This is a genomic window from Kitasatospora sp. NPDC096128, from assembly GCF_040303105.1.
GTDB lineage: Bacteria > Actinomycetota > Actinomycetes > Streptomycetales > Streptomycetaceae > Kitasatospora.
The window spans coordinates 1-18,843 of record NZ_JBEOSP010000062.1; the positions used below are offsets into that span (position 1 = coordinate 1).

The 18,843-nt window shown below is 72.1% G+C and carries 12 protein-coding genes and 2 pseudogenes; 13 read left to right on the forward strand and 1 reads right to left on the reverse strand.

Features of this window, described 5'->3' with window-relative positions:
* Positions 1 to 73 precede the first annotated feature (73 nt).
* The 12 genes and pseudogenes from ABTY61_RS38030 to ABTY61_RS42100 form a co-directional block, all read left to right on the forward strand.
* Positions 74 to 868 carry a carbohydrate ABC transporter permease gene (locus tag ABTY61_RS38030; protein ID WP_350509778.1) on the forward strand — a complete coding sequence of 265 codons (795 nt, stop codon included), beginning with the start codon at positions 74 to 76 and terminating at the stop codon, positions 866 to 868.
* 55 nt (positions 869 to 923) lie between these two features.
* The gene (locus tag ABTY61_RS38035; RefSeq protein WP_350509779.1) at positions 924 to 2,375 is read left to right on the forward strand and encodes a GH1 family beta-glucosidase; all 1,452 of its coding nucleotides are present in this window, start codon (positions 924 to 926) and stop codon (positions 2,373 to 2,375) included.
* Between the two features lie 189 nt (positions 2,376 to 2,564).
* Positions 2,565 to 3,485, forward strand: coding sequence for an NADP-dependent oxidoreductase (locus ABTY61_RS38040; protein ID WP_350509780.1), 921 nt, complete (start codon positions 2,565 to 2,567; stop codon positions 3,483 to 3,485).
* A 114-nt stretch (positions 3,486 to 3,599) separates the two neighbouring features.
* Entirely contained in the window at positions 3,600 to 6,059 is a 2,460-nt protein-coding gene (locus ABTY61_RS38045) for a SpoIIE family protein phosphatase (RefSeq protein ID WP_350509781.1), read from the forward strand.
* Positions 6,060 to 6,327: 268 nt separating this feature from the next.
* Positions 6,328 to 7,179, forward strand: coding sequence for a fumarylacetoacetate hydrolase family protein (locus ABTY61_RS38050; RefSeq protein WP_350509782.1), 852 nt, complete (start codon positions 6,328 to 6,330; stop codon positions 7,177 to 7,179).
* A gap of 130 nt (positions 7,180 to 7,309) precedes the next feature.
* Positions 7,310 to 8,074, forward strand: a complete 765-nt coding sequence (locus ABTY61_RS38055) for an SDR family NAD(P)-dependent oxidoreductase (RefSeq protein ID WP_350509783.1) — start codon at positions 7,310 to 7,312, stop codon at positions 8,072 to 8,074.
* Positions 8,071 to 9,069, forward strand: coding sequence for an aldo/keto reductase (locus tag ABTY61_RS38060; protein ID WP_350509784.1), 999 nt, complete (start codon positions 8,071 to 8,073; stop codon positions 9,067 to 9,069). The genes ABTY61_RS38055 and ABTY61_RS38060 overlap by 4 nt, the downstream gene beginning before the upstream one ends.
* The gene (locus ABTY61_RS38065) at positions 9,069 to 9,809 is read left to right on the forward strand and encodes a (Fe-S)-binding protein (RefSeq protein ID WP_350509785.1); all 741 of its coding nucleotides are present in this window, start codon (positions 9,069 to 9,071) and stop codon (positions 9,807 to 9,809) included. The genes ABTY61_RS38060 and ABTY61_RS38065 overlap by 1 nt, the downstream gene beginning before the upstream one ends.
* Positions 9,806 to 11,284: a LutB/LldF family L-lactate oxidation iron-sulfur protein gene (locus ABTY61_RS38070; RefSeq protein ID WP_350509786.1), complete on the forward strand. Its 1,479-nt coding sequence runs from the start codon at positions 9,806 to 9,808 to the stop codon at positions 11,282 to 11,284. The genes ABTY61_RS38065 and ABTY61_RS38070 overlap by 4 nt, the downstream gene beginning before the upstream one ends.
* On the forward strand, positions 11,281 to 11,955 hold the full coding sequence (locus ABTY61_RS38075; protein ID WP_350509787.1) for a LutC/YkgG family protein: 675 nt from the start codon (positions 11,281 to 11,283) through the stop codon (positions 11,953 to 11,955). The genes ABTY61_RS38070 and ABTY61_RS38075 overlap by 4 nt, the downstream gene beginning before the upstream one ends.
* Before the next feature lie 145 nt (positions 11,956 to 12,100).
* Positions 12,101 to 12,428 (forward strand): annotated as a pseudogene (locus ABTY61_RS42095) (FadR/GntR family transcriptional regulator); the annotation flags it as partial.
* 5 nt (positions 12,429 to 12,433) lie between these two features.
* Positions 12,434 to 12,796, forward strand: a pseudogene (locus tag ABTY61_RS42100) (FadR/GntR family transcriptional regulator); the annotation flags it as partial.
* A gap of 93 nt (positions 12,797 to 12,889) precedes the next feature.
* Here ABTY61_RS42100 and ABTY61_RS38085 read toward each other — a convergent pair.
* Positions 12,890 to 15,607 carry a beta-L-arabinofuranosidase domain-containing protein gene (locus tag ABTY61_RS38085; protein WP_350509789.1) on the reverse strand — a complete coding sequence of 906 codons (2,718 nt, stop codon included), beginning with the start codon at positions 15,605 to 15,607 and terminating at the stop codon, positions 12,890 to 12,892.
* A 543-nt stretch (positions 15,608 to 16,150) separates the two neighbouring features.
* Here ABTY61_RS38085 and ABTY61_RS38090 point away from each other — a divergent pair.
* Positions 16,151 to 18,841, forward strand: a complete 2,691-nt coding sequence (locus ABTY61_RS38090; protein WP_350509790.1) for an RICIN domain-containing protein — start codon at positions 16,151 to 16,153, stop codon at positions 18,839 to 18,841.
* Positions 18,842 to 18,843 lie beyond the last annotated feature (2 nt).

Below are 18,843 nucleotides of genomic sequence, written 5' to 3' on the forward strand. Positions count from 1 at the left end.
CGGCCCGCGGGCAGCTGTCGCTGCGGGCCTCGGAGATCCGGCCGGTGGGCCTGGGCGAGCTGCTGGCCCGGCTATGGTGCTGGTCGCCCTCGCCTCGCTGTTCCCGCTGTACTGGACCCTCGTCGCGGCGTCGACCGACGGCCACCGCGTGGTCGCCACACCCCCGCCGCTGCTGCCCGGCCCGAACCTGCTCCACAACCTCGGCTACGTGTGGGACAACGCCGGGGCACGCGGCATGGGCGTAGCGCTGCTCAACTCGACCCTGGTCGCCGGCACCGTCGCGCTCAGCACGGTGGCGTTCTCCGTCCTGGCCGGCTTCGCGTTCGCCAAGCTGCGCTTCCGCGGCCGCGGGGCGCTGCTCGCCCTCGTCGTCGCCACCATGGCCGTGCCCGCCCAGGTCAGCGTGGTGCCGCTGTTCATCCTGATGCGGCACCTGGGGCTCGGCAACCAGCTCGGCGCCCTCATCCTGCCCTCCCTGGTGACGGCCTTCGGCGTCTTCTTCATGCGCCAGTACCTCACCCAGGCGCTGCCCACCGAACTGCTGGAGGCGGCCAGGATCGACGGCGCGAACTCGCTGCGCGTCGTCTGGCACGTCGTGCTGCCGATCGCCCGGCCCGCCATGGCCGTGCTGGGCATGCTCACCTTCGTCCAGTCCTGGAACGACTTCCTGTGGCCCGTCATCGCGATGAACGGCGCCGTCAACCCCACGGTCCAGGTCGCCCTCGCCGGGCTCGGCACCGGCTGGTCGACCGACTGGTCCGTCATCACCGCCGGCGCGCTGATCGGCACGGCGCCGCTGCTCCTGGTCTTCACGGTCTTCGGCCGGCAGATCGTCGGCGGCATCACCCAGGGCGCACTGAAGGGGTGACCCTCCGTCAGGCCGCCACCCGATGTCCACCACACCGCATTGGAGTACTTCCGTCATGACCGTGGTCTCACCCGACAACCGCCGTACCCGACGTGAGTTCCCGCCGGGCTTCGCCTGGGGCACGGCCACCGCCGCCTACCAGATCGAGGGTGCCGTCACCGAGGGCGGTCGCACCCCCTCGATCTGGGACACGTTCAGCCACACCCCCGGCAAGGTCGCCAACGGCGACACCGGAGACATCGCACTCGACCACTACCGCCGCTTCCGCGAGGACATCCGGCTGATGGCCGACCTCGGCCTCACCTCCTACCGGTTCTCGATCTCCTGGCCCCGCGTCCAGCCCACCGGACGCGGTCCCGCGGCCGAGCGCGGCCTGGACTTCTACCGGGAGCTGGTCGACGAGCTGCTCTCCCACGGCATCACCCCGGTCGCCACGCTCTACCACTGGGACCTCCCCCAGGAACTCGAGACCCCGCCGACCGGCGGCTCCGCCGCGGGCGGCGGCTGGCCGTCCCGCGACACCGCCTACCGCTTCGCCGACTACGCCGGGCTCGCCGCCGAGGCGCTCGGCGACCGGGTGTCCACCTGGACCACCCTCAACGAGCCCTGGTGCAGCGCCTTCCTCGGCTACGGCGCCGGCGTCCACGCGCCCGGCCGCACCGACCCGGCCGACGCGCTGCGCGCCGCCCACCACCTCAACCTCGGCCACGGCCTCGCCGTCGGCGCCCTGCGCGCCGCCCTGCCCGCCTCCGCCCAGCTGGCCGTCTCGCTCAACCTGCACGTCGTGCGGCCACTGAGCGAGCGCCCGGAGGACCTGGAGGCGGTCCGCCGGATCGACGCCGTGGGCAACCGGATCTGGACCGGCCCGATGCTCAAGGGCCGGTACGACGAGGACCTCCTCCAGGACACCGCGCACCTGGTCGACTGGGACGCCCTGGTCCACGAGGGCGACCTCGCCGAGATCTCCCGCCCGATCGACCTGCTCGGCCTCAACTACTACAACCCGACCGTCGTCTCCGCCTCGGCCCCCGGCCAGGCGCTCCCCCGGGACGACGGGCACGGCGGCGGCACGGCCTCGCCCTGGCCGGGCGCCGAGGACGTCGCCTTCCACCGGGCCAACGACGACCTCACCGCCATGGACTGGCCGATCGACCCGACCGGGCTGTCCGACTGCCTGCTCGCGATGCACCGCGAGTTCGGCCTGCCCCTGCTGGTCTCGGAGAACGGCGCCGCCTTCCAGGACACCGTCGCCCCCGACGGCACCGTCCACGACCCCGAGCGCACCGCCTACCTGCGCGGGCACCTCGACGCCGTCGCCGACGCGATCGCCGCCGGCGCGGACGTCCGCGGCTACTTCCTCTGGTCCCTGCTCGACAACTTCGAGTGGGCGTACGGCTACGACAAGCGCTTCGGCATCGTCCACGTCGACTACGACACCCTGGTCCGGACCCCGAAGAGCAGCGCCCACTGGTACGCAGGGGTGATCCGTCGCGGCGGACTGGACTGACGGCGCGCGGAGGCCGGGGCCCGGCGCACCCTCGGGTGTGCCGGGTCCCGCACCGGCCCGACACGGCACCCCTCCGACGGCCGTGCGAGCGTGCCGGGCGTGCGCTCCCGGCATAGCGTGGCCGACGGCGCCCGCCCGCCCCGGGGGCGGTGCGCGAGGCCGCAACCCCGGATCCATGGAGGTCGATTCATGCGCGCGGTGACCTATGACGCGTTCGCCCCGGACAACTCCCGACTCGAGTACGGCGAGGTTCCCGACCCGAAGGTCGGCCCCGGCCAGGTGCTGATCCAGGTCAAGGCGGCCTCCGTCAACCCGGTCGACTGGAAGGTGATGGCGGGCGGCCTGGACGCCATGATGGACACCGTCTTCCCCGCCATCCCGGGCTGGGACGTCGCCGGGGTGGTCACCCGCACCGGCCCCGACACCCCCGAGTTCGCCCCGGGGGACGAGGTGATGGCCTACGCCCGCAAGGACGTGGTGCAGGCCGGCACCTTCGCCGAGTACGTGGCGGTGGCCGCGCCCGCCGTGGCGCGCAAGCCCGCCGGACTCGACTGGGCCCAGGCCGCCGGGCTGCCGCTGGCCGGACTCACCGCCCAGCGCAGCCTGGAGCGGCTCGCGGTCGGCCCCGACGACGTGCTCCTGGTGCACGGCGCCGCCGGCGGCGTGGGCAGCCTCGCGGTGCAGCTCGGCCGCGACCTCGGGGCCCGGGTGATCGGCACGGCCTCGGAGCGCAACCACGCGTATCTCCGCAAGCTGGGCGCCGAACCGGTGACGTACGGCGACGGCCTGACCGAGCGGGTGCGCGCGCTGGCGCCCGACGGCGTCTCGACCGTCGCGGACTTCGTCGGCGGCCAGCTGGAGACGACGCTGGCCGTGCTCGCCGACGGCGGGCGGCACATCTCCGTCGCCGACCCGGGAGTGACGCAGCACGGCGGCCACTGGATCTGGGTCCGCCCGGACGGGGCAAAGCTGGCCGAGCTCGCGGCCGTGGTGGAGCGCGGCGCACTGACCGTCGAGGTCGCCGCGACCTTCCCGCTGGAGCGGACCGCCGAGGCCTTCGACGCCAGCCGTACCGGCCGTACCCGAGGGAAGCTGGTCATCGTGCCGTGACCGCCGCCCCTGCGCTTCCGGGCGCGCGGGCCGTGGGGCCCGACCTAGGCTGTAGCCAGGCGCCGGCGCCGGAACCCGCGTCCGGCGTGCACGGCTCCCCGGACGGAGGCGCGCGTGGAGACGACTGGCGAGCGGGACGCCCCCACAGCCGTTGTCGTGGTCGACCCCGACGGCGTGGTGACCGGCTGGAGCGAGGGCGGGGTGCTGTTGCTGGGCTGGACGGCGGAGGAGACCGTCGGCCGCCCGGTGGCCGACTTCCTGATCGATCCCCCGCCCGCCTTCCCCGGGAATGACAGCCTCGGGAATGACAGCCTCGGGAATGACAGCCTCGGGGGTGGCGGCCCCGGCTCCACGTCGGTCACGGTGCGCCGCCGGGACGGCTCCACGGTGGACGCCGTGGTGACGGCCCACCCCCTCGGAGGCCCCGGCGGGCGGCCGCTCGGTCGTGCACTGACCTTCCAGCGCTGGGACCGCCGCCCGGTGATCGCCGACCGGGCCTTCGAGCAGTGCCCCTTCGCCCTCGGGGTCTACGACCCCGAACTGCGGTTCCTCTGGGTGAACGCCGCCGCGTGCCGGGTGATCGCGCACACGGAGGAGCAGATCCGCGGTGAGAAGTACCGCGAGCTGTTCCCCGAGTTGGAGGGGGTCCCGTACACCGACAAGCTCTCCGAGGTGGCCGGGACGGGCGAGCCCGCACGCCTGATCACGATCTTCAAGCCGTTGGGCAGCGCCTACGCGAATGCCTGGGCCACCAGCATCTGGCCCGTCCGGGACGCCGATGGCACCGTGCGCGCGGTCGCCAACTGGGGCTTCGACATGAGCGCCGAGTACTGGGCCCGCCAGCGCCTGCTCATCCTCAACGAGGCCACCCGGGGCATCGGCCGGACCCTGGACGTGATCAGCACCGCCCGGGAACTGGCCGAAGCCCCGGTGCCGGGCTTCGCCGATCTCGTCACCGTCGACCTCTTCGACGAGGTCCTGCGGGGGGAGGAGCCGCCGGCCTCCGCCGCGGTCGCCGCCGGCGGCACCGTCACGCTCGTCCGCGCCGCCCGGAACAGCGCGAAGGAGGACCCCGACGGACCCCTCGCACCGGCGGCGCCGGTCGGCTACGCGCCCGGCTCCGTCGTCGCCCGCTGCATGACCACCGGCAGGTCCGTGGTGCAGCTCGCCGCCGAACCCAGCCAGGGCGGCGAATGGGCCTTCGGCCCCGGCCTCGCCGCCGATCCCGCCCACTGGCCGCCGGGCACCCCGCTGATCGACCAGTCCATCGCCGCGAGGGGCCTGACCGGCAGGATCACCGTGCCGCTGCTGGCCCGCGGCGCCGTGCTCGGCGCCGTCGCCTTCGCCCGGCGCGACCGGCCGGAGGCCTTCACCGCCGACGACCTGATCCTCGCCGAGGAACTGGCCGCGAAGGCCGCCGTCGCCGTCGACAACGCCCGCCGGTACACCCGCGAGCACACCCTCGCGCTGACCCTCCAGCGCAGTCTGCTGCCGCAACGGCTGCCCGCGCACGGGGCGGTCGAGGTGGCCTCCGGCTACCTCCCCGCCGGGGCCGGCGCGGGCGTCGGCGGTGACTGGTTCGACGTCATCGCGCTGTCCGGCGCGCGGGTCGCCCTGGTCGTCGGCGACGTCGTCGGCCACGGCGTGCACGCCTCGGCCGGCATGGGCCGCCTCCGCACGGCGGTGTGCACCCTGGCGGACGTGGACCTGCCGCCGGACGAGTTGCTCACCCACCTGGACGACCTGGTCCTCCACCTCCCCGACGACTCCCGGCCCGAGGGCGGCCTCGAGCCGAGCAGCGAGACCGGCGCCACCTGCCTGTACGCCGTGTACGACCCGGTCTCCCGGCGGTGCACCCTGGCGAGCGCGGGCCATCCGCTGCCGTTGATCGTCTCGCCGGACGGCACCGGCTCCCCGGTCGAGGTCCAACCGGGGCCACCGCTCGGTGTCGGCGGGCTGCCGTTCGAGGTGGCCGAGATCGATGTGCCCGAAGGAAGTCTGCTCGCGCTCTACACCGACGGGCTGGTGGAGAGCCGCGAGCGCGACGCCGAGCAGGGTGCCGCCGACCTGCTCCGGCTCCTGGGCGAACCGGCCGCATCGCTGGCGGAGCTCTGCGACACGGCGATGAAGGCCATGCTGCCGAACCACCGCACCGACGACGCGGCCCTGCTGCTCGCCCGCACCCGCGTGCTGGACCCCGACCATGTCGCCGACTGGGACATCGAGCCCGATTTCGAGCAGGTGGCGCACGCCAGGCGGCTGGCCGCCGACCAGCTGACCGTCTGGGGCCTGGAGGACACGGCGTTCGTCACCGAACTGGTCGTCAGCGAGCTCGTCACCAACGCGATCAAGTACGGTCAGCCACCCATCAGGCTGCGGCTGATCCGTGACACCGCGCTGATCTGCGAGGTCTCCGACAGCAGCGACACCTCCCCGCACCTGCGCCGGGCGCGCACCTTCGACGAGGGCGGCCGAGGCCTGATGCTCGTCGCCCAGCTCACCCAGGGCTGGGGCACCCGGCACAGCACCCACGGCAAGACGATCTGGTGCGCCCAGGCCCTCAGCCTGCCGTAACGCCCCTGCCGCACTCGGCAGTCCCCCCTGCCCCGGCACGGCGCCGCCACCGGGACCCCCGGCTCGAAGAGAAAGCTCCGACGATTCTGAACCGGGATTCGCAGACACGAGAGAAGGGGCACGGGAGCAGTCCGGCCGATGAATCGGCTCAGCATCCTGTCGCTGGCACGTTCGACGGGCAAACATCGGAGGAATCCTTGCGAGGGCCTGGGCCGGCCTCATATGGTCGTCGCACCGCGGGTACACCTGTGTTGATGGGAGCCACCAGATGAAGCTGCTGCGACTCGGCGAGCCCGGAGCGGAGACGCCTGCCGTCCGCGACGAGGAGGGCACCACCTTCGCCCTCACCGGCCTGACCGACGACATCGACAGTCCCTTCCTCGCCTCCGGCGGGATCGACCGGGTCCGCGCCGCGCTGACGGAGGGTTCACTGCCGGCCATGGACCCGGCCGGTCTGCGGCTCGGGGCGCCCGTCGCCCGTCCGGGCAAGGTGGTCTGCATCGGCCTCAACTACCGCGACCACGCCGAGGAGACCGGCGCGGCCGTCCCCGAGCGACCGGTGGTCTTCCTGAAGGACCCGTCCACCGTCGTCGGCCCCTTCGACCCCGTGCTGATCCCGCGCGGCTCGGTGAAGACCGACTGGGAGGTGGAACTCGCCGTCGTCATCGGCCGGGAGGCCCGCTACCTCACCGACCCCGCGGAGGCGGCGGAGTGCATCGCCGGCTACGCGATCAGCAACGACGTCTCCGAGCGCGGGTTCCAACTGGAGTTCTCCACCCAGTGGGACATCGGCAAGTCCTGCGAGAGCTTCAACCCGCTCGGCCCCTGGCTGGTCACCCCGGACGAGGTGGGTGACCCGCAGAACCTGGGACTGCGACTGACCGTCAACGGCGAGCCGCGCCAGGACGGCAGCACCGAGAACATGGTCTTCGACGTCCACTACCTGGTCTGGTACCTGAGCCAGTACATGGTGCTGCGCCCCGGCGACGTCATCAACACCGGCACACCGGCCGGCGTGGCCCTGGGCCTGCCCGGCACCCCCTACCTACGCGCGGGCGACACCGTCGAGCTGACCGTCGAAGGCCTCGGCACCCAGCGCCAGACCTTCCGCGACGCGTGAAGGGCGCCCCCTCGTCCGCGACCACGGCGCGGATGAACGCAGTCGACACCTACGACGACCGGGTCTCCCCGGACACCCACCACCACGGCTCCTTCCCGACCGAGGAGCCGGCACCGAAGGAGGCGACCGCATGACGGTCCCGGAACTCGACGGACTCACCGCGGTCGTCACCGGCGGCGGCTCCGGCATCGGGCTGGCCACGGCCACCCTGCTCGCCGAGCGCGGCGCCCGGGTGGCCGTCCTGGACCTGGACCCGTCGGCGGTGCCGGAGCCGCTGCTCGGCTTCACCGCCGACATCTCCGACGACACCTCGGTGTCCGGCGCCGTCGAGGCGGCGGCCGAGGCCCTCGGCGGGATCGACATCCTGGTCAACAACGCGGGCATCGGCGCGATCGGGACCATCGAGGACAATCCGGACGAGCAGTGGCACCGCGTCCTCGACGTCAACCTGCTCGGTGTCGTCCGCACAACCCGGGCCGCCCTCCCGCACCTGCGCCGCTCCGCCCGGGCCTCGGTGGTCAACCTCGGCTCGATCTGCGTCACCACCGGTCTGCCGCAGCGCGCGCTGTACGCGGCGAGCAAGGGCGCCGTGCACTCGCTCTCCCTGCACATGGCCGCCGACCACGTCCGCGAGGGCATCCGGGTCAACTGCGTCAGCCCCGGCACCGTGGACACCCCGTGGGTCGGCCGGCTGCTGGACGCCGCCGACGACCCGGCCGCCGAACGTGCCGCGCTGAACGCCCGTCAGCCGCACGGACGCCTGGTCACCCCCCACGAGGTGGCGGCCGCCATCGTCTACCTGGCCTCCCCCGCCGCCGGCAGCACCACCGGCGCGACCCTCCAGGTCGACGGCGGGATGGCGAACCTGCGGCTGCGGACGGAGGCCGGATCATGACCTCGCGCCGCCGTCCCCTGGGGCACAGCACGGTGGAGGTCGGTGAACTCGCCTTCGGCGCGGCGGGCATCGGCAACCTGTTCACCCCGGTCACCGACGCCGCAGCCGAAGCGGCCGTCGCCGCCGCCTGGCAGTCGGGCGTGCGGTACTTCGACACCGCCCCGCACTACGGCCTGGGCCTGTCCGAGCGTCGGCTCGGACAGGCCCTGCGCGGCCGCCCCAGGGACGAGTACGTCCTCTCCACCAAGGTCGGCCGGCTGCTGCGCCCGCTCCCGGAGTCCGAGGGCGACGACCTCGCCGACGGCTTCGCCGTCCCCGCCACCCACCGCCGGGTCTGGGATTTCAGCGCCGCGGGCGTCCGCCGCTCGATCGAGGACAGCCTCGAACGGCTCGGGCTGGACCGGATCGACGTCGTCTACCTGCACGACCCCGACGAGCACGCGGACCAGGCGATCTCCGAGGCCTACCCGGAGCTGGCCCGGCTGCGCGCCGAAGGGACGGTAGGCGCGATCGGTGCCGGGATGAACCAGGCGGAGCTGCTCGCCCGGTTCATCCGCGAGACCGACCTCGACACCGTCCTCCTGGCCGGCCGCTACAGCCTGCTCGACCAGCGCGGGCTCACCGACCTGCTGCCGCTGGCCGCCGAACGCGGCGTCGGCGTCGTGATCGGCGGCGTCTTCAACTCCGGTCTGCTCGCCGACCCCCGCCCCGGCGCGACCTTCGACTACGCCGCCGCGTCCGAGGAACTGCTCACCCGCGCCCTCGACCTCAAGGCCGTCTGCGAGGAGCACGGCGTGCCGCTGCGCGCCGCGGCGCTGCGCTTCCCGTTCGGACACCCCGCCGTGGCGAGCGTCCTGGTCGGCACCCGCAGCGCCGCCGAGGTGCGGGACGCCGCTACCATGCTCCGGCACCGCGTGCCGGACGGACTGTGGGCGGACCTCAAGGAGCGCGGGCTGCTGCCGCCGGACGTCCCGACCCCGCAGGAGGCGCACTGATGCGCATCGCGCTGTTCATCACCTGCTTCAACGACACCATGTTCCCCGAGACCGGCCGCGCCGTGGTGACCGTCCTCGAACGGCTCGGCCACACCGTGGACTTCCCGCAGGACCAGACCTGCTGCGGGCAGATGCACATCAACACCGGGTACCGTACCGAGGCCGTGCCGATGATGGCCCGGTTCACCCGGGCCTTCGCCGACTACGACGCGGTCGTCACCCCGTCCGCGTCCTGCGCCGGGCTGGTCCGGGAGCACCACCCCGTCCTCGCGGAGCAGTACAGCCCGCCGGAGCTGCGCCGCCAGGTCGCCGAACTGGCGCCCCGGGTCCACGAGTTCACCGAGTTCCTGACCGACGTCCTCGGTGTCACGGACGTCGGCGCCCGGTTCCCGCACCGCGTCACCTACCACCCCACCTGCCACTCGCTGCGCGGCCTGCGGCTCGGCGACCGGCCGCGGCGGCTGCTGCGCGCGGTCGAGGGCCTCGACCTGGTCGAGCTCCCGGCCGCCGACTCCTGCTGCGGCTTCGGCGGCACCTTCGCCCTCAAGAACGCCGCGACCTCCGGAGCGATGCTCGCCGACAAGGTCGACGCGGTGCGGGGGACGGGCGCCGAGGTGGTCTGCACGGTCGACAACTCCTGTCTGATGCACATCGGCGGCGGGCTCTCCCGGCAGGCCGCCGGGGTGCGGACGATGCACCTGGCCGAGATCCTCGCCGCCACCGAAGGAGCGCGGCCGTGACCGCCCCGGCCGGACGCGGGGTGGTCTGGCTGGGCTCGCCGTCCTTCCCCGACGCCGCCCGCGAGGCCCTCGGGAACACCCGGCTGCGGGCCAACCTGAAACACGCCACGACCGTCATCCGCGACAAGCGCCTGGCCGTCGCCTCGGAGCTGGACGACTGGGAGGCCCTGCGCACCGCCGCCGACGCGATCAAGACCCGGACCCTGCGCCACCTCGACCGGCACCTGGTGCGCCTGGAGGAGGAGGTCACCGCGGCCGGCGGGACGGTCCACTGGGCCGCAGACGCCGCCGACGCCAACCGCATCGTCACCGAACTGGTGCGGGCCACCGGCGAGACGGAGGTGGTCAAGGTCAAGTCCATGGCGACCCAGGAGATCGGCCTCAACGAGGCGCTCGCCGAGGCCGGCATCACCGCCTACGAGACCGACCTCGCCGAGCTCATCGTCCAGCTCGGCGACGACCGCCCCTCGCACATCCTGGTCCCGGCGATCCACCGCAACCGGGCCGAGATCCGCGAGCTGTTCGCCGAGCGGATGGGCGACTGGGGGCAGCCGGCCCCCGAGGGGCTGACCGACGACCCCGCCGCGCTCGCCGAGGCCGCCCGGCGGCACCTGCGGCAGAAGTTCCTGCGCGCCAAGGTCGCCGTCTCCGGCGCCAACTTCGCGGTCGCCGACACCGGCACCGTCGTCGTGGTGGAGTCCGAGGGCAACGGCCGGATGTGCCTCACCCTGCCCGAGACCCTGATCACCGTGATGGGCATCGAGAAGGTCGTCCCCACCTGGGCGGACCTGGAGGTGTTCCTCCAGTTGCTCCCCCGCTCCTCCACCGGCGAGCGGATGAACCCCTACACCTCCACCTGGAGCGGCACCACGGAGGCCGACGGGCCGTCGGAGTTCCACCTCGTCCTGCTCGACAACGGGCGCACGGACACCCTCGCCGACACCGTCGGCCGCCAGGCCCTGGCCTGCATCCGCTGCTCCGCCTGCCTCAACGTCTGCCCGGTCTTCGAGCGCACCGGCGGACACGCCTACGGCTCGGTCTACCCCGGGCCGATCGGCGCCGTGCTCACCCCACAACTCGTCGGTGTGGCCGGTGACATCAACAGCAGTGCGGCCTCCCTTCCCTTCGCCTCCACCCTGTGCGGGGCCTGCTACGACGCCTGCCCGGTGAAGATCGACATCCCGAAGCTGCTGGTGCACCTGCGGTCCTCGGCCGTCGAGGCCAGGCGCGGACCGGGCGGCCTGCCCACCGGCGAGGCACTGGCGATGAAGGCCGCCGCCGCCGTCCTCGGCTCCCCCGCCCTGTTCGGCGCCGCCCAGCGGGCGGCCTCGCTCGCCGGCCGGGCGCTGGCCCGGGGCGGCCGGATCGGCCGGCTGCCGGGCCCACTGAGCGGCTGGTCCGCGGAGCGGGACACCCCGGCGCCGCCCGCCGAGTCCTTCCGCGCCTGGTGGCGCAAGAACCGGGAGGGGCAGTGACGAACACGAAAGCGACGAGCACCCGGGACGCCGTCCTCGGCCGCATCCGCGCCGCGCTCGCCGACGTCCCCGCCGAGGAGGGCCCGGAGGACCTGCCCGTCCCGCGCGACTACCGGCGCGGTCACGCCGACGGCGAGGACCTGGTGGCGCTGTTCGCCGAGCGGGTCGCCGACTACCGCGCCACCGTCGTCCGGACCGACCCGGCCGGACTGCCCGGAGCGATCGACGCCGCCCTCACCGCGCGCGGCGCCCGACGTCTGGCGGTGCCCGACGGATTTCCGGACGGCCTGCTGCCCTCCGGCGACCGGGAGTGGCACCGGGAGCCCCTGGACGTCCCCGCGCTGGACGCCCTGGACGGCGCCGTCACCCTCGCCGCCGTCGGCATCGCCGTCACCGGCACCGTCGTCCTGGACACCGGCCCGGGCCAGGGTCGGCGCGCCCTGACCCTCGTCCCCGACTACCACCTGTGCATCGTGCGCGCGGAGCAGATCGTGGACGACGTCCCCGGGGCACTCGCCCGCCTCGACCCGCGCCGGCCGCTGACCTTCGTCTCCGGCCCGTCCGCGACCAGCGACATCGAGCTCACCCGGGTCGAGGGCGTGCACGGTCCCCGGGCCCTGGTCGTCGTCATCGTCGAAGCCGCCCGCCCCGAGCCCTCGGAGCAGCCATGAGGATCGCCCGGTACACCCGGGTCCGCGAGGAGCGGACCGAGGAGTAGCCGTCCCGGCCGCCGGTCCCGGTGCCCCGAAGCGCCGGGGGCCGGGACCGGCGGAACCCGTATGCTGCGAAGATCAGACGACCAGGAGAGGCGAGGCAGTGCCAGTCACCGACGAGGCGATCGAGAAGATCAAAGCCATGATCGTGAGCGGTGAACTCCGCCCGGGCGCGAAGCTCCCGAAGGAAGCGGACCTCGCCGGGCGGCTGGGCCTGTCGCGCAACTCCCTGCGGGAGGCCGTCAAGGCGCTCTCGCTCATCCGGGTGCTCGACGTGCGCCAGGGCGACGGCACGTACGTGACCAGCCTGGAGCCCGACATCCTGCTGGACGCCCTGGCTTTCGTCGTCGACTTCCACCAGGACCACACGGTGCTGGAGTTCCTGGAGGTGCGCCGCATCCTGGAGCCCGCCGCGACCGCGATGGCCGCCCGGGTGATGGCCGAGGAGGACATCGCCGGCCTGGCCGAGCTGCTGCAGGACCTGGACGAGGCCGCCACGCTGGACGAGACCATCGCCAACGACCTGGAGTTCCACCGCAGGATCGCCGCCGGTTCGGGCAACACCGTGCTCTCCTCGCTGATCGACGGCCTGTCCGGACCGACCACGCGCGCGCGGATCTGGCGCGGCCTGACCGAGGAGGGCGCGGCCGAGCGCACCCGCCAGCAGCACCGGGCGATCTACGACGCGATCGCCGGCCGGCGCCCGGAGCTCGCCCACGCCTGGGCCACCGTGCACGTCGCCGGGGTCGAGCACTGGCTCCGCGAATCCCTCGGCGAGCCGGGATCGGCCCTCGACTGACAGCTGACGCGGCACAAGTGGCCTGCGGGGACCTGGCTCGACGCGGATCGATCCGAGGTGGCCGCGGCGGTCACCATCCCGCTCGACTGCTCGTCAGATGAACCGCCACAGGTGGTCGGACGCGCCGTTGTCGTCCCCCAGCACGATCTGGGCCCCCTGCGAGGTGGCGGCCCCCGACACGCCGAGGACCGGACCGGCGGCGGACTGGATGCGGAAGCTGTCGTTGCCGGCGCTGCGCAGGCGCCAGCGGTGGTCCGCGGCGCCGTTGTCGGTCCACTGGACGATCCGGGCACCGTTGGCCGTGCCGCCGTTCTCCACGGCGAGCACCTTGCCGCTGTCGGAGTTCCTGAACCGCAGGTAGCCGCCGGAGTCGACCACCGCGGTCCACAGGTGGTCCGCGGTGCCGTTGTCGCCCCACTGGATCACCAGGCCGCCGTCGGCGGTCGACATGTCCTGCACGCCGAGCAGCAGCCCGCTGGCCACGTTCTGGATGCGCCGGGTGCCGGTCGGGACGAACCACCAGCGGCTGGTGGCCGAGCCGGTGTCCGGGACCTGCACGGCGAAGGCGCCCTGCGCGGTGGAGGCCCCGGCGATGCCGAGCAGCTTGCCGCTGTTGACGTTCTGCAGGCCGTGCGAACCGCCGGCCGTCGCCACGACGGTCCACTGGTGGTCGGCGGTGCCGCTGTCCGACCACTGGAGCACCGGGGCGCCGTCGGCAGTGGACATGTTCTGCACGCCCAGCACCTTGCCGCTGTTGACGTTGCGCAGGCGCAGCGCGCTGCCGTCGACCACCAGCGCCCAGTCGTGGTCGGCGGTGCCGCTGTCGCCCCACTGGAGGGCGAGCCCGCCGTCGGCGGTGGACATGTTCTGCACGCCGAGCACGAGACCGCTGCCCTCGTTGAGCAGGCGGAATCCGGTGTTGTTCCGGGTGTTCCAGTAGACGGAGTAGTTGAAGCCCTGCGCGTCGTGGAAGGGGCCGAGGTTCACGGACGAGCCGTCGGCGGTCGCGGTGAAGGCGATGCCCGTGGTGCCGCTGCGGGTGATCGACTTCGGGTCGATGACCGGGAGGGCGGACAGCGCGGTGCTGCCGTAGTTTCCGGCCAGCACGACCGGGCCGTAGGTGACCGCGGCGACGTCCGGGTTGTCGTTGGAGGCCCGGAGCGTGACCTGCATCGGGAGCTTGACGGTCACCGTGTCGCCGGAGGCCCAGGCGCGGGTGAGTGTGGCGTAGCTGCCGGGTGTGGTGGCGATGGTCTGCACGGTGCCGTTGACGCTGACGGTGGCGCCGGTCGTCCAGCCCGGGATGCGGATGCGCATCGACCAGGTGTCGCCCGCGCTGCCGGTCACCTTGAGGGTGGTGGTGTCCTCCGCGGGGTACGCGGTGGTCTGGGTGATCGTCAGGCCGCGGTCGGCCCAGGTGAGGACGGTGGGCAGGAACAGGTTCACGATCAGCGTGGTGCCGTCGTGGAAGTAGGCGGAGTCCGCCAGCTTGGTGTTGGACTCCATGCCGGTGCCCTGACAGCACCAGAAGGAGTCGTAGTCGGTGCTCCAGGTGCCGCCGCCCCAGGCGGGGCCGACACCCCGGCGGGCGCCGGCCTTCAGCGGGGTGAAGTACGTGACGTGCCCGTGCGGGTCGGCCGGGTTCTGCGCGCCGACGACGTGGTTGAGCTGGGCGCGCTCGTAGAAGTCGAAGTACGCGGCGTTGGTGGGGTCCAACTGCCAGAGCTCACGGGTGAGCTTGAGCATGTTGTACGAGTTGCAGAGCTCGCAGTTGTCGTTGGTCAGCTGGGAGGCGATCGCGTCGGGGGCGCGGAAGTGTTCGGCCTGGCTGTTGCCGCCGATGGCGTAGCTGTGCGCGGTGGTGCAGAAGTTCCAGGCGTTCGTGGCGATGTCGTGGTAGCGCGTCGTCCCGGTCGCCCGGTACTCGCGGGCGGCGCCGATCCACTTCGGCACCTGGGTGTTGGCGTGCAGGCCGTTCAGCCGGTCCTGGCCGGCCGCCAGCGGGTCGAACACGGCGGCGTGGTCGAAGCGTTGGGCGACCGTCAGCCAGCGGCCGTCCCCGGTTTCCAGGCTGAGGTCGGCGAGGACCTCGTTCATGCCGCCGAACTCAGTGCCCATGAGCGCCTGCATCTGGTTCTGGCCGAGCCGGCCGGTGCGCTGGTCGACCCAGCCGGCCATGGCCAGCAGGACGTCCCGGGCCTGGGTGCTGCCCAGCAGGCGCCACACGTCGAGCAGGCCGGCCATGGTCTTGTGGACGCAGTAGTAGGGGACGTTGCCGTTCGTGAGCGAGCCGGACTCCAGCTTGGCGAAGTCGCTCTCGGGGAAACCGGAGAGGTAGCCGGCGGAGAACCCCGCTGCGGCGTTGTTGGCCTGGCACTTGGCCAGCTCGGCCACCACGGAGGCGGCCTTGTCACGGCAGACGGTGTCCCCCGTTCCCGCGTACGCCTGGGCCCACGCGCTGAGGAAGTGCCCCTGCACGTGGGTGCGGAAGGGGAACGACGGCGCGTCCCAACCTCCGGTCGCGGTCGCGGCGTTGGTGGACAGCTGGTGGTTCGCGCGGAAGTTGTACAGCAGCCGGTCGACGTCCACGAAACGCAGGTACGCCAGGGTCCGGTCCTGGTTGTCGCGGAACCGGCCGGCGGTCAGCAGGACCTGGCCGAGGCCGAACGGCTGCGTCGACGAGCCGACGGCTTCCGCGGCTTCCGCGGCCTCCGCGGCCGCCGGGGCGAGGCCGAGGCCGATGGCGGGCGCGAGGGCCAGCGCGCCGGTCGCCTTGAGCAGGGTGCGGCGGTTCGGGGCGGGGGAAGACATCGCGGGATCCGGTCCTTCCGGGTGGGGAGGAGATCAGCGCCGGTTATGTTAACGCTAACAAAGATGCTTTCGGGCAGCCGCCGACCTATGGGGGTGAGAGTGGGGCGTGGTGACGACGGCGCCGAAGGGTCGCCGGGTCCGGAGTGCGGCAAGTCCGGCTTTCGGCAGGTGTCACGTTTATAGCTCCGGGATCCCGGCCCCGTCCAGGGGTTCGACAGCGCGGCATGGCGTCCCTCTGGTCGTCTACTGATACGCCTCAGTAGCGCTAAATGATCCAGAATAAGTCGTACTCATTATGCCCGAGAGCTTCGCAAGTCGACCCGGGCGACCACCCGAACGAACCGCTTTCAACCAGGGAGAACCCCAATCCACCTGGGGCTTTCACTCCATCAGAAGCTGCTCGTACTCGTCGAGTCCAGCACCTTCCCTGTGTCATCGGTGTTGCTGCAACGAAAAATATGCATGTCTATCATCTTGACATGATCACTCTACTGCCCCGATAAATACCACTCATAGGACCTCATTTGAAGGAGGGACATCCCCATGAGACCCCTGCGCATCGGCGCGCGGACGGCCATGGCGTTCGCGGCCGCCGCCGCCATCGTCACGGCCGTACTGCCCGCCCAGCCCGCCTACGCGGCCACGACGAACTTCTACGTCGACCCCGTCAACGGCAGTGACGGCAACCCGGGGACCAGCACGACGTCGGCGTTCAAGACCATCCAGGCCGCCCAGGCCGCGGTCCGGAACGCCAACACGAACATGTCCGACGACATCGTCGTGAACCTGCGCGGCGGCACCTACCCCCTCACCACCCCGGTCACCTTCGGCACCGCCGACTCGGGCACCAACGGGCACACGGTCGTCTACCAGGCCTACAACGGCGAGACACCCGTCATCACCGGCGGCACGACGCTCACCGGCTGGACCCCGGCCGCCAACGGCGAGTACAAGGCGTCCGTGGGGACCCTCAACTTCCGTCAGCTGTACGTCAACGGGGTCCGCGCCACCCGGGCCCGCTACCCGAAGATCGGGTCGGACTTCCAGCTGCAGGGCAGTGACTCCACCAACAAGCTGCTGAAGGTGCTCAGTTCGCAGGTCTCCACCTGGGCCAACCCCACCCAGGTCGAGATGGTGCTGGAGACGCAGTGGGGCGAGAGCTACCTGCGGCTGAAGTCGATCAGTTCCGCCAACGGCACCGCCGACATCTCCATCCAGGACCACGAGGCGGGCATCCTCTTCCAACGCCCGTATCCGCAGCTCGCCAACGGGTCCCCGCTGCACTTCGAGAACGCCCACGAGTTCCTCAGCGAGCCGGGCGAGTTCTACGTCGACACGGCCGCGCAGACCGTCTACTACAAGCCCCGACCCGGCGAGTCCATGTCCACGGCCGGCGTTCAGGCGCCGACGCTCCGGACACTCTTCGACATCAAGGGCACCGACCTCGACAACCCCGTCCACGACCTGCGCTTCTCCGGGATCAGGTTCACCCAGACCACCTGGATGGAGCCGACCGACAACGGCTACCTCAACGGCCAGGGCGGCAACTACAACATCTCGGCCGACAACAACAACCACCAGTACGTCGGCCGGCCGCCGGCCGGCGTCCAGGCCGCGGACGCCGACCGCGTCTCCTTCACCGGCAACACCTTCACGCAGATGGGCGCCACCGCTCTCGACCTGAGCCACGGCGTCCACAACAGCAGCGCGACCGGCAACTACATCTACGACATCGCCGGCAACGGAATCATGGTCGGCAAGTTCTCCGATCCGACCGTGGAGTACCACACCGTCTACAACCCGCCCTCCTCGCCGGCCGGCGAGGACCCCCGGGAGGTGGCCAAGGGTGTCAGCGTCAAGGACAACCTGATCACCCGGATCGGTGAGGACTACCTCGGCACCGCGGGCGTCAACGCGGGCTTCGTCAACAGCACCACCATCGACCACAACGACATCTCCGACACCCCGTGGGCCGGCATCTCGCTCGGCTGGGGCTGGCAGTCCGCGGCCAATGCCGAGGGGAACAACAGCATCAGCTACAACCGGATCGGCAACGTGATGAACCGGCTGTGCGACTCCGCCGCCATCTACCACCTGTCGAACGACCCGGGCACGGTCATCAACGGCAACTACATCCACGACCTGGTCCGCAACGCCGCCGCCTGCGGCTCGGCCGTGGCCGGCCTCTACACGGACGAGGGGTCGGACAACATGACCCTCTCGAACAACGTCCTGTCGCACACCGACGGATTCATCAACCAGAACCGCAACGGTGCCAACGTCACCCTCACCGACAACACCACCTCCGGCGACGCGGTGATCAAGGCCTCCGGCCTCGAGCCCGGGTACCAGTGGCTGACCCAGCTCCCCGACCTCGCCTTCAACAGGCCGACGACCGCCTCCTCGGTCTTCGGCACCGGTACGGAGCCTTCGAAGGCCGTCGACAACAACGGCACGACCGGCTGGTCCCCGACCGGCAGCGACACCTCGGCCTGGTGGCAGGTCGACCTGGGCCGGCCCTACCAGCTCGGCCAGTTCGCCCTGACCACCCGCCAGGACCTCGACCAGCCCGGGACCCGCGGCAACTTCGAGGTCCGCGGCTCCAACGATCCGAACTTCGGCAGCTACACCGTCCTGGGACGCCAGACGAGCACCCTGCCGCTCGCCTCGACGCTCACCGCCCCCATCGACGTCCGCCAGGCCTTCCAGTACGTGCGGGTCGCCAAGACCGACGGCGCGTACTTCTACATCACGGACTTCAGGGTCCAGCAGACGGGCGGGGCCGTGGCGGCCTCGGTCGGCGCGCCGGCGGTCAACCCCTCGTCGTTCTACACGATCAGGAACGCCAACAGCGGGCAGGTGATGGACGTGTCCGGCGGGTCCACCGCCGACGGCGGAAGCGTCGTCCAGTGGCCGGCCAACGGTGGCGCCAACCAGCAGTGGAGCTTCGTACCCGTCAGCGGGCAGCTGTTCCGGATCGTGAACCGCAACAGCGGCAAGGCCCTGGAGATCCCCTGGTCCAGCCACTGGAGGTCGACCGCCGCGGACCAGTCCACCGACAACGGCGGCAACAACCAGCTGTGGTACTTCGAGCCGGCCGGCGGCGGATACCTCCTCCGCAACGTCGAGAGCCGGCAGGTCCTCGAGGTGGGCCAGGGCTCGACGACGAACGGAGCCGCGATCGCCCAGTACATGCCGCTGAACCAGTCCAACCAGGCCTGGACGATCCAGTAGCC